This is a genomic window from Actinomadura chibensis NBRC 106107, from assembly GCF_001552135.1.
Lineage (GTDB): Bacteria > Actinomycetota > Actinomycetes > Streptosporangiales > Streptosporangiaceae > Spirillospora > Spirillospora chibensis.
The window spans coordinates 1-12,439 of sequence record NZ_BCQP01000051.1; the positions used below are offsets into that span (position 1 = coordinate 1).

At 72.3% G+C, this 12,439-nt stretch carries 4 protein-coding genes; 1 reads left to right on the plus strand and 3 read right to left on the minus strand.

Annotated elements, in window-relative coordinates; all coding sequences use genetic code 11:
- The 3 genes from ACH01S_RS28350 to ACH01S_RS28360 form a co-directional block, all read right to left on the minus strand.
- On the minus strand, window positions 1-4,416 hold a 4,416-nt coding region (locus ACH01S_RS28350; protein ID WP_157406327.1), incomplete at its 3' end, for a type I polyketide synthase.
- A gap of 13 nt (window positions 4,417-4,429) precedes the next feature.
- Complete coding sequence (locus tag ACH01S_RS28355) at window positions 4,430-10,711, minus strand: type I polyketide synthase (protein WP_067898148.1); 6,282 nt, start codon at window positions 10,709-10,711, stop codon at window positions 4,430-4,432.
- Between the two features lie 19 nt (window positions 10,712-10,730).
- Window positions 10,731-11,165 (minus strand): allene oxide cyclase barrel-like domain-containing protein, encoded by a 435-nt coding sequence (locus tag ACH01S_RS28360; RefSeq protein WP_067898151.1) that lies wholly within the window; start codon window positions 11,163-11,165, stop codon window positions 10,731-10,733.
- A gap of 239 nt (window positions 11,166-11,404) precedes the next feature.
- Here ACH01S_RS28360 and ACH01S_RS28365 point away from each other — a divergent pair, with 239 nt between their 5' ends.
- Window positions 11,405-12,397, plus strand: coding sequence for a Gfo/Idh/MocA family protein (locus tag ACH01S_RS28365; protein WP_067898155.1), 993 nt, complete (start codon window positions 11,405-11,407; stop codon window positions 12,395-12,397).
- Window positions 12,398-12,439: the final 42 nt, after the last annotated feature.

Genomic DNA, 12,439 nt, shown 5'->3' on the forward strand with positions numbered 1-12,439 from the left:
GACCTTCGGGCGCAGGACGGCGTCGAGCCGCTCCGGTTCGAGGTTCGCGATGGTCGCGTCGTCCAGGACACCGGCGGCGTGGACGACCGCCGTCACCGGGTGCCGCGCGAGGAGGTCGGCGAGGGCCTCCCGGTCGGCGGCGTCGCACGCGGCGACCGTGACCTCGGCCTGCAGTTCGTGGAGTTCGGCGGCGTTCGCGGCGTCCGGGCCCTGGCGGCTGATGACGAGCAGGCGGCGGACGCCGTGCTCGTCCACCAGGTGCCGCGCGATGAGGCGGCCGAGGCTGCCGGTGCCGCCCGTGATCAGGACGGTGCCGTCCGGGCCGAACGGGCTCGCGGACGGCGCGGCGGCGACGTCGGCTCGCGGGAGGCGGAAGGCGTGCGGGGTTCCGTCGCGCAGGACGAGTTGCGATTCGTCGCCGACGCCGAGCGCCGCCGGGAGGGCGGCCGCGCTCGCCTCCTCGGCGTCGAGGTCGATGAGCGTGAAACGTCCGGGGTGCTCCGACTGCGCCGCGCGCATCAGGCCCCAGGCGGGCGCGGCGGCCAGGCTGGTGACGGGGTCGCCCGGGCGGACGGCCACCGCGCCGCGCGTGGCGACCGCGAGCCGGACGTCCGCGAGCCGCTCGTCGGCGAGCCATTCCCGGACGAGGCCGAGGAGCCGCCGGGTGGCGGAACGGGCCTGCTCCGCGGAGCCCGTCCCGTTGCCGTCGCCGGTGCCGTGGCAAACCAGAATGGTCGACGGAGGCCGCTCGCCGTTGTCGAGGGCCTCGGTCAGCACGGCGAGGTCGGCGAAGGCGGGAACGCCCGCGGCGGCCAGCGAGGGGAACGGCTCGCCGAGGAGCGCCCATTCCGTTTCGGCGCCGCTCTCGATCGGCGTCCAGTCGACCTGGTAGACGGTGTCGCCGCCGCCGGAGCCGATCCGGTCGGCGGGCATGGGCCGGACGGCGAGGCCGCCGATCGTCGCGACCGGGGCGCCGGAGCCGTCCGCCAGCACGAGCCGCACCGAATCGGACGCCCGCACGTCGATCCGCACCCGGAGGCGGTCGGCGCCCGGCGCGTGCAGCGACACGCCGCTCCACGAGAAGGGCACGCTCAACCGGTCCGCGCCCTGGACGACGAAGGTGTGCAGCGCGCAGTCCAGTAGGGCCGGGTGGATGCCGAAGGCCCCGGCCCGCGCGTCGTCGGGGAGCGCCACTTCCGCGTAGAAGGTCTGGTCGCGCTGCCAGGCGGCGCGCACTCCGAGGAACATCGGGCCGTAGTCGAATCCGAGATTGCCGAGGAAGCGGTAGATCTCGTCGGGGTCGAGCGGCTCGGCGCTCGCGGGCGGCCACGCGGTCAGCGCCACGGGCTCGGGGGACGTGGAGGTGATCAGGCCGGTGGCGTGCCGCGTCCATTCGGTGTCGCGCGCCGCGTCCTCCGGACGGGAATGGACGGTGAACGAACGCCCGCCGTTCCCGTCCTCCGGGCCGATCGCCAGCCGGATCTGGAAGACCTCGCCGTCCTGGACGCCCAGCGCGGCGTGGTGGGTCAGTTCCTCGACCGTGTCGTAGCCGATGTAGTTCGCGGCGTGAAGGGCGAACTCGACATAGGCCGTCCCGGGCAGGACGGCCGTGTCGTAGACGATGTGGTCGGCGAGCCACGGCTGCGATTTGAGGGAGAGCGTCCCGGTGAAGACGTGCCCCTGGTCGTCGGGGAGTTCCACGACCGCGCTGAGGAGCGGGTGCCCGGTGGACGTCAGCCCGGCGGTGCGCAGATCGGCACTTGTCGCGGGCGCGTCGATCCAGTAGGGCTTCTCCTCGAACGGGTAGGTGGGGAGGTCGGTGTGGCGTCCGGCCGGGATGATCTTCGTCCAGTCGACCGGGACTCCGGTGTTGTGGACCTGGGTGATGTTGCCGAGCAGCGTCGAGGTCTGCGGCTGCTTCGGGTTCTGGAGCGGAATGGTCGTCGCGGTGGTGGTGTCCGCCGTGAGGGCGGTGAGCGTGGTGTCGGGTCCTATTTCGATGTAGGTGGTGACGCCCTGCTCATCCAGGTATTGGACGGCCTTGTGGAAGTCGACCGTGCCGAGGAGGTGTTCGGCCCAGTATTCGGGGGTGTGTTCGGCGGGTTGTCCGGTGAGATTGGAGATCACCGGAATGGACGCCGGGTTGTGGGTGATGGCGCGGGCCGCTTCGGTCAGTGGCTCGACGGCTTGGTCCATGAGGGAGGAGTGGAAGGCGCGGTTGGTGGTGAGCAGGCGGGTGCGCCGTCCTTGGTCCTTCCAGTGCTGGGCGATTTCCTCTACGGCGTCGCGCGGGCCGGAGATGACCGTGCTGTGCGCCGTGTTGACGGCCGCGATGCTGACGCCGTCGGTGAGGGTGATTTCGTCGGGGGAGGCGTTGATGGCGGCCATGGCCCCGGCGGGGGTGTCGTGCATGGCGCGGGCGCGTGCTGTGACCAGCGCGGACGCGTCCGCGAGGGAGAGCGTCCCGGAGGTGTGGGCGGCGGTGATCTCGCCCAGCGAATGCCCGACCAGGAAGTGGGGGGTGATTCCCCAGTCTGTGAGGAGGGCGTGGAGTGCTGTTTGGTAGGCGAACAGGGCGGGCTGGGTGTAAAGGGTCTGGTTCAGTTCCTCGGGGTCGTCGGCGAACATGATCTGCTTGAGTCGCGGATCGAGGTGTTCGCAGACGGCGTCCAGGGCCTCGGCGAAGACGGGGAACGTCTCATACAGTTCCCGGCCCATTCCCGCGTGCTGCGAACCCTGGCCCGAGTAAAGGAACGCGACCTTGCCCGAGTGCCGGACGGATTCGCCGACGACCTCCCCCTCAAGGGCGTGCCGCAGTTCGGCGAGGTCGGCGGCGACGATGGCCGCGCGGTGCTCGAAGTGGGCGCGTCCGGTCGCCAGCGTGTGGGCGATGTCGGTGAGTTCGGCCGAGGGCTCGGAAGTGACGAATTCGCGCAGCCGCGCCGCCTGCTCCCGCAAGGCGGTTTCGGTCTTGGCCGACAGGAGAACCGGCAGCGGGTGCTCCGGCCGCACCGGCTCGGGGACGTCAGCCTCCGGCGCCTGTTCGAGGATGACGTGCGCGTTCGTCCCGCTGATCCCGAACGACGAGACCGCCGAGCGCCGGGGACGGTCGATCTCCGGCCAGTCGATCTGCTCGGTGAGGAGGCTGACGGCGCCGGATTCCCAGTCGACGTGCGGTGAAGGCTCGTCCACGTGCAGCGTTTTCGGTAGGACGCCGTGGCGCATCGCCTCGACCATTTTGATGATTCCGGCGACGCCCGCGGCGGCCTGGGTGTGGCCGATGTTCGACTTGATCGAGCCGAGCCGCAGCGGCCGGTCGGAAGGCCGTTCCTGCCCGTAAGTGGCGAGCAATGCCTGCGCTTCGATCGGGTCGCCGAGCGTGGTTCCGGTGCCGTGGGCCTCGACGGCGTCGACGTCCTCCGGCTTCAGTCCGGAATTGGCGAGCGCGGCCCGGATCACCCGCTGCTGCGACGGCCCGTTAGGCGCCGTCAGGCCATTGCTCGCGCCGTCCTGGTTGACCGCCGAACCCCGCACGACCGCCACGATCGGGTGGCCGTTCGCCTGGGCGTCCGACAGCCGTTCGACCACCAGGACACCGGCGCCCTCGGCCCAGCCCGTCCCGTCGGCGGCGGCGGAGAACGCCTTGCAGCGCCCGTCCGGCGACAGGCCCCGCTGGCGGCTGAACTCCACGAAGACGCCGGGCGACGTCATGACCGTCGCGCCGCACGCGAGCGCCAGGTCGCATTCGCCGTTCCGCAGTGACTGGACGGCCAGATGGAGGGCGACGAGCGACGACGAGCACGCCGTGTCGATGCTGACCGCCGGGCCCTCCAAGCCGAGCGAATAGGCGAGGCGCCCGGACGCGACGCTGGCGAGAATTCCGGTCAGCAGGTAGCCCTCGGACTCGGGCGGGCCGCCGTACCGCATCGTCGCGTATTCCGCCGTCGCGACTCCGGTGAAGACGCCCGTCCGGCTGCCGCGCAACGTGGCCGGGTCGATCGCGGCGCGCTCAAGGGCCTCCCATGACGACTCCAGGAGAAGGCGCTGCTGCGGGTCCATCGCCAGCGCCTCGCGCGGGCTGATCCCGAAGAACTCGGCGTCGAACTTCTCGGCGTCCGCCACGAAACCGCCGCGGACGCAGTACGTCTTTCCCGGCACGTCCGGGTCCGGGTCGTAGAGGTCGTCGGCGTTCCAGCCCCGCGCCTCCGGGAACCCGGAAATGGCCTCGTCGCCGCGCGCCACGAGATCCCACAGTTCCCCGGGCGACCTGACGTTCCCCGGGAAACGGCATCCCATCGCGACGATGGCGATGGGCTCGTGGTTCTTCGACTCGATGTCGCGGAGGCGCCGGCGCGCGTCGTGCAGATCGGCGGTGACGCGCTTGAGATAGCCGCGCAGGGTGTCCTCGTTGCTCATTGTCCCGCCAGCCCTAGAGTTCGTTCTCAATGAAATCGAAGAGGTCCTCGTCGGTCGCCGCGTCGAGCCGCGCCGCGATGTCCGCGGAGTCGGCGTCGTCCGCCGCGTCGCCGATCTCGCGCACTTTCTGCAGCAGCGCGGTCAGGGACTCGGTCACGTCCGCGCGCGTCCCCGGATCCGCCGCGGCGGCGAGCACCGCCGACTCCAGCCGTCCCAGCTCGGCGAGCGCGGGCGGGCCCGCCGCCGCGTCGCCGGGGACGAAGAGCGCCAGCAGGTGGTCGGCGAGCGCGGCGGGCGTCGGATGGTCGAAGACCAGCGTGGACGGCAGCCGCAGCCCGGTGCGCGTGCTCAGCCGGTTCCGCAGCTCGACGCCGGTGAGGGAGTCGAACCCGGCCTCCTTGAACGCCTGGTCGCTCTTCAGCACGGACGGCGAGTCGTGCCCGAGCACCGCGACGGACTCGGTGCGCACGAGGTCCACCAGCGCCTCGCGGCGATCGTCCTCCGCCAGTTCCGCGAGCCGCCGCCGCCACGTCTCGCCGGTCTCGCCGGTCTCGCCGGACGGCGCCGCCGCCCGCCGCGCGCCGCGCTGGACGAGCCGTCCGAGAATGGCGGGCAGCACGCCGGATTCGGCCTGCGCCCGCAATGCCGCCGTGTCGAGACGGGCGGGAATGAGGACCGCCGGGCCCGCGTCGCGGGCGTCGAACAAGGCGAGCCCTTCCTCGGGGGAGAGCGCGCGTATTCCGGTGCGCCGCATTCGCGCGAGATCGGCGCCGTCCAGGTCCCCGGCCATTCCGGAGCCGTTGTCCCACAGGCCCCAGGCGAGGGACGTGGCGGGCAGCCCCTCGGCCCGGCGGTGCCGGGCCAGCGCGTCCAGGAAGGCGTTCGCGGCCGCGTAACCGGCCTGCCCGGCGGAGCCCAGGACCCCGGCGACCGACGAGAACAGGACGAACGCCGACAGGTCGGCCCCGGCGGTCAGCTCGTGCAGGTTCCACGCCGCGTCGGCCTTCGCGCGCAGCACCTCACCGACGCGTTCGGGCGTGAGCGCGTCGAACGTCCCGTCGTCCAGGACCCCGGCGGCGTGGATCACCGCCGTCAGCGGATGCTCCGCCGGGACGTCCTTGAGCAGCCGGGCGAGGGCGTCGCGGTCCGCGACGTCGCAGGCCGCGATGGTGACGTCGGCGCCGAGTCCCCGCAGCTCGGCGGCGGTGTCGGCGGCCGTGTCGGCGGCCGGGCCCCGGCGGCTGGCGAGCACCAGGCGGCGGACGCCGTGCTCGCGGACGAGATGCCGCGCCACCAGCGTGCCGAGCGCCCCCGTCCCACCGGTGATCAGGACCGTGCCCTCGGGGTCCAGGGCGGGCGGCAGCGTCAGGGCGACCTTCCCGATCGTCCGGCCCTGGCTCAGCAGGCGGAACGCCCGCGGCGCCTGCCGCACGTCGAACGCCGTGACGGGCAGCGGGGTGAGCGCACCCGCCTCGAAGAGCTCGACGAGCGTGCCGAGCATTTCCCGGACGCGGTCCGGGTCGGCCTCGCTGAGGTCGAAGGGCAGGTACCGGACGCCGCCGCCGACGGAATCCCGCAGATCGGTCTTCCCCATTTCGAGGAAGTGGCCGCCGGGCTTGAGAAGGTCGAGGGAGGCGTCGACGAAGTCCCCGGCGAGCGAGTTCAGGACGATGTCGAGACCGCCCGGGAACGCGTCCCGGAAGTCGAGCGTCCGGGAATTGGCGATGTGGTCGGCGGCGAGCCCCCGGTTTTCGAGAGTCGCCCATTTGCCGGGGCTGGCGGTGCCGTAGACCTCGGCGCCCCAGTGGCGCGCGAGCTGGGTGGCGGCCATGCCGACCCCGCCCGCCGCCGCGTGGATGAGCACGCGCTGCCCAGAACTGATCCCGGCCAGATCACGCAAGCCGTAATAGGCGGTCAGGAACACCACGGGCGTGGTCGCGGCCTGCGCGAACGACCAACCGTCCGGGACGCGGACCGCCAATCGGTGATCGGTCACCGCGACCGGCCCGAGCATTCCGGTGAACAGCGCCATGACCCGGTCACCGACCGACAGGCCCGTGACGTCGGCCCCGACCTCGGTGACGATCCCCGCGCCCTCGCCGCCCAGGACGGCGTCGCCCGGATACATTCCGAGCGTCATCAGCACGTCGCGGAAATTGACCCCGGCGGCGCGCAGTTCCACGCGGATCTGGCCGGGTCCGAGCGGAGCGACCGCCTCCGGGTTCTCCACCAGTTCCAGGTTCTCCAGCGTGCCCGGCGCGGACACGGAAAGCCGCCAGTTCGGCACGCCGTCCGGCGGGGTCAGCGCCCCATCGGAACCGGCTCGCACGACGCGCGGCGCGACGACCTCGCCGTCCCGGACGGCGAGCCGCGGTTCCCCGGCCAGCGCCTTCGCCACCGCGCCGGGAAGCGCGTCGGCGGAGCCGCTCCGGTCATCGAGGTCGATCAGCGCGATGCGCCCGGGGTTCTCGGTCTGCGCGGCGGCCAGCAGGCCCCAGACGGCGGCGCGGGAAAGGTCCCGGACGGGCTCGCCGTCCCCTACGGAAACCGCCCCGTGAGTGGCGACGACCAGCAGAGAAGAACTCAGCGCCTCAACGGAAAGCCATTCCTGCACCAATCGGAGCGCTTCGCTGACGCCGCCGTGGACGCCGTCCATGAACTCCGATCCGCCCGACCCTTCGCAATGCCACAGCACGACGCTCGGAACCGGACCGCCGCTCAATTCGGCGAGCTCGTCCGGTCCGCTGAGAACGGTGAACGGCTCCTCGGACGCATCGTCGTCAACGGGTACCCAGTCGAGTTGGAACAGCGAGTCCCGATGGCCGGGGAACGACGCCGGACGGGTGGCCAGCGCCTCCACCGACGCCACCGGCGCGCCGTCCCCGTCCGCCACGGTCAACGACCACGAGCCGGAACCGGACGGCGACAACCGCACCCGTGTCCGCGACGCCCCCGGCTTGTGGACGGTCACACCGGTCCAGGAGAAGGGCAGCCGCGCCGCGCCGGAGTCCTCGACAGCCATGGTCGGGTGCAGCGCCGCGTCGAGCAGCGCCGGGTGCAGCGCGAACGCCGCCGCGTCGGTGATCTCCTCGGGCAGCGCGACCTCGGCCAGCAGGTCGTCGCCGTGCCGCCAGGCGCGCCGCAGCCCTTGGAAGGCGGGGCCGTAGCCGAGGCCCGCGTCCGCGAGCCGGTCGGCGAGCCCGTCGAGCCCGATCGCCTCGGCCCCGGACGGCGGCCAGACGGCCAGGTCAGAAGCAGGCGCAGCGGGATCCGCGCGCACCGCGAGGATGCCGGTGGCGTGCCGCGTCCAGACCGACTCGGACTCGGCGCGGACGCTCACGTCCCGCCGCCCGTCACCGTCCGCCGGGCCGACCCGGACCTGGAGCCGCACGCTCCCGCCCTCCGGGAGCACGAGCGGAGCGTCCAGCGTGAGTTCCTCGACCGTGTCGCACCCGATCTCGCGAGCCGCGTGCGATGCCAATTCCAGGAACGCCGTGCCGGGAAAGAGAACGGTCCCCTGAACGGCGTGGTCGGCGAGCCACGGATGCGTTTCCAGCGAGACCCGGCCGGTCAGCAGATAGCCCTCGTCCTCCAGCGAGATGACCTCGCCGAGGAACGGATGCCCCGAGCCCCCTGCCGTCGCGGGACGCGCGTCGAGCCAAAAGCGGCGCCGTTCGAACGCGTACGTGGGCAGTTCGGCGTGATGTCCTTCTGGAAGGACCTTCGCCCAATCCACGGCCGCACCGCTGCTGTGGATGTTCACGACACCCGAGAGAAGTTCCGACGCCTGCGGCCGCTTCGGATTCTGCAGGGCGATGGTCGCCGCCGAGCTGGTGTCGGCGGTCAGCGCGGTGAGCGTCGCGTCCGGCCCGATCTCGATGTACGTCGTGACGCCCTGCTCATCCAGGTATCGAACGGCCCGGTGGTAGTTCACCGTCCCGAGCAGGTGCTCCGCCCAGTACCCCGGCCGGTGGTCGGCCGGTTCCCCGGTGAGGTTGGAGATGACGGGAACGGACGCGTCGCCGTGCGCGAGACCGCGGGCCGCGGCCGTCAACGGCTCGACGGCCCGCTCCATCAGCGGCGAATGGAACGCGCGATTCGTCGTGAGGATCCGCGTCCGCCGTCCCCGCTCCTTCCACCGCCCCGCGATCTCGCGCACCGCCTCCGCGGGCCCGGAGATCACGCAACTGGTCGCGGTGTTGACGGCCGCGACGCTCACGCCCTCGGGAAGTGTCCCGGCGATCTCGTCGGGCGCCGCGCCGATGGCGGCCATCGCGCCCACCGGAGTCTCGTGCATCGCGCGGGCCCGGGCGGTGACCAGCGCGGCGGCGTCCGAGAGCGACAGCGTCCCGGACGTGTGAGCGGCCGTCAGTTCCCCGAGCGAATGCCCGAGCAGGAAGTCCGGCGTGACGCCCCAGTCCGCCAGGAGCGCGTGAAGGGCGACCTGGTAGGCGAACAAGGCGGGCTGCGTGTAAAGGGTCTGGTTCAGCCGCTCGGGGTCGTCGGCGAACATGACGTCCTTGAGCTGCGGGTCCAGGTGCGCGCACGCCGCGTCCAGCGCCTCGGCGAACACCGGGAACGCCTCGTACAGCTCCCGTCCCATCCCGGCCTGCTGCGAGCCCTGCCCGGAATAGAGGAAGGCGACCTTCCCCCGCTTCTCATCGACCGGCCGCACGTCCCGCAACCGCTCGACGAGCTCGTCGGCGGTCCGCGCGACGACACCGCCGCGATACTGGAAATGAGTGCGCCCGTTCGCCAGCGTATGGGCGATGTCGGCCATCCCGGTCTCGGGATTCCCTGCAACGAATTCCCGCAGCCGCTCGGCCTGCGAGAGCAGAGCGGATTCGGTCTTGGCCGACAGCACGATCGGCAGCGGGCGTTCAGGCGGCTCCACCTCGGCGGGAACGGCCGCCCCTTCTTCGAGGATGACGTGGGCGTTCGTCCCGCTGATGCCGAACGACGACACGGCCGCCCGGCGCGGACCGTCCCGCTCCGGCCAGGGGGTCGCCTCCGTCAGCAGGCTGACCGCCCCGGAGTCCCAGTCGACATGCGGCGAGGGAGCGTCGACATGGAGCGTCTTCGGCAGCACGCCGTGCCGCATCGCCTCGACCATCTTGATGACCCCGGCGACGCCCGCCGCCGCTTGGGCGTGCCCGATGTTCGACTTGATCGACCCGAGCCACAACGGCCTGTCGGCGGGCCGTTCCTGCCCATAGGTCGCCAGCAGTGCCTGCGCTTCGATCGGGTCGCCGAGCGTCGTGCCGGTGCCGTGCGCCTCGACCGCGTCGACCTCGTCCGACCGGAGCCGGGCGTTGGCGAGTGCGGCCCGGATGAGGCGCTGCTGCGCAGGCCCGTTCGGCGCCGTGAGGCGGCTGCTCGCGCCGTCCTGGTTGACGGCCGACCCGCGGATCACGGCCACCACCGGATGGCCGTTCGCCCGCGCGTCCGACAGGCGTTCGAGCAGGAGCATCCCGACGCCCTCGGCCCATCCGGCGCCGTCCGCCGCGGCGGCGAACGACTTGCAGCGCCCGTCGGGCGCCATCCCGCGCTGCCTGCTGAACTCCACGAACAGCATCGGCGTCGCCATCACCGTCGCGCCGCCCGCGAGCGCCAGGTCGCACTCGCCGCTGCGCAGCGCCTGCGCCGCCAGGTGCATCGTGACCAGCGACGACGAGCACGCCGTGTCGACGCTGACCGCCGGGCCCTCCAGCCCGAACGTGTAGGCGAGCCGGCCCGACGCGAGGCTGTAGGAGCTGCCCGCGTTGAGGTAGCCCTCCAGCTCGTACGGGACGTTCCCGAGCAGCCGCGCCGCGTAGTCGCCGTACATGATCCCGGTGAAGACGCCGGTCCGGCTGCCGCGCAGGGCGCCCGGCCGCAGGCCCGCCCGCTCGAAGGCCTCCCAGGTGGTCTCCAGCAGGAGCCGCTGCTGCGGGTCGACGGCCAGCGCCTCGCGCGGGCTGATGCCGAAGAAGACCGGGTCGAACAGGCCGGCGTCGTGCAGGAAGCCGCCCTCGCGCGTGTAGCTCTTCCCCGGCCGGTCCGGGTCCGGGTCGTACAGCGCGCCGACGTCCCAGCCCCGCCCGGACGGGAACTCGGTGACCGCGTCCGTCCCGGACTCCACCAGCCGCCACAGGTCCGCCGGGCCTTCCACGCCGCCGGGGAAGCGGCAGGCCGTGCCGACGATCGCGATGGGCTCGTGCGCGCCCGCGTCCGCCGCGGCCAGCCGCTCCCGCGTCTGCTGCAGCTCGGCGGTCACCCTCCGGAGGTAGTCGCGAAGCCGATCCTCCACAGTCATCTGCTGGGTGCCCCCCTGGTCAGCCGTTCAGGACGAGGCTGGACTTGATGAGCGACGTCTCGGGGTCCGGCCGGTCGAGGAGCTGGAAGGTGCGGGTGCCGGCGAGGCCGTGGTAGCGGCCGCTGATCCCGTGCGCGGGCACCGACTTCGGCTCGGTCACCGGGAACATCGTGTACGTGCCCGACCAGGTGACGCTGCCGTCCGCGTAGTCGTCGCGGGCGCTGACGATCTGCATGATGGTGCCGTCCGGCCGGGCGAAGATCACCGAGGTGCCGGTCGCGGTGCCGATCTGCGTGCCGTCGGCGTCGTACAGCTCGTCCTCGAACTCGACGCTGGACCCGAGGTTGACGCCGAATTGCGCGCCCTCTCCGCTTTCCGGTTTGCCACCGAAAACGATGGTGGTGTGGCAGATCTCCTTGATGTCCTCAAGGGTGATGGCTGTCGCGGTGTTCATGGGACTCCCGCCTGATTGGTGGCGCTGCCTGACGCTTCATCGTCAAAGCGGCCGCTTAAGCCGCCCTAACCCGGGGCTAGGCGCGGTGCAAATTGGCGGCGCATTGTCGCGGCTTCAGCGGGCCCTAGTTCGCTTGCCTTCCTCGGAGGTAAGGGAGGCGGCGTGACCGCAGCGAAGCGAGGATCAGGAAGCTCCCCTTCGGGGGTCTGGGGGACGCCCCCCAGAAAGGCGGGGCCTCGTTGAGCGACGCGCTGCGCATCGGCGTGCTCGGCTGCGCCGCCATCGCGGGACGCAAGGTGCTGCCCGCCATGGCGCGGGTCGAGGACGTCGCGATCACCGCGCTGGCGAGCCGGGACGCCGCGAAGGCCGCCGAGTTCGCCGGACGCTTCGGCGGCGCCCCCGTCACCGGTTACGCGAACCTCCTGGACCGTCCCGACGTGGACGCCGTGTACGTCGCCGTCCCGACCGGCCTGCACCACCGGTGGGCGCTGCGGGCGCTGGAGGCGGGCAAGCACGTCCTCGTCGAGAAGCCGCTCACCGCCACGCTGGACGAGGCCGCCGAACTGGTCGCCGAGGCGAAGCGGGCCGGGCTGTGGCTGATGGACGACTTCATGTTCCGCCACCACTCCCAGCACACCGCCGTCCGGCGGCTCGTCGAGAGCGGGCGGATCGGCGAGGTGCGGTCGTTCGCCAGCGCCTTCGGGATCCCGCCGCTCGACCCGTCCGACGTCCGCTACCAGGCGGAACTCGGCGGTGGAGCGCTGCTCGACGTCGGCGTGTACCCGGTGCAGGCGGCGCTGATGTTCCTCGGTGAGGAGCTGTCGGTCGCCGGGTCCGTCCTGCGCGTCGACCACGACCTGGGCGTCGACCTGGAGGGCGCGGCGCTGCTGCACACCCCCGGCGGCGTGCCCGCGCACCTCTCGTTCGGGTTCCGGTCGTCCTACCGGTCCATGTACGAGATCTGGGGCAGCGAGGGACGGATCGTCCTGGAGCGGGCCTTCACCCCGCCGCCCACCCTGAACCCGACCCTGCGGGTGGTCCGCCAGGACCACGCCGAGGAGATCACCCTTCCGCCCGACGACCAGTTCGCCCAGCTCGTCCGCGCGTTCGCGCGGGCGGTGCGGGACGGCGCGGTCTTCGACCCGTACGCCGACCGGCTGCTGCGGCACGCGGCGCTGGTCGACGACATCCGGAGCCGGGCGCGACGCGGTCCGGCCGGCCCCACCATTTGACCGGCAGCGATCAACCGGCATTCCACGGAATTGACCGGTACA

What these genes read in the sequence shown, in the direction of transcription:
- ACH01S_RS28355 (WP_067898148.1), bottom strand. Translation starts at nt 10,711, where the DNA reads ATGACTGTGGAGGATCGGCTTCGCGACTACCTCCGGAGGGTGACCGCC.
- ACH01S_RS28360 (WP_067898151.1), bottom strand. Translation starts at nt 11,165, where the DNA reads ATGAACACCGCGACAGCCATCACCCTTGAGGACATCAAGGAGATCTGC.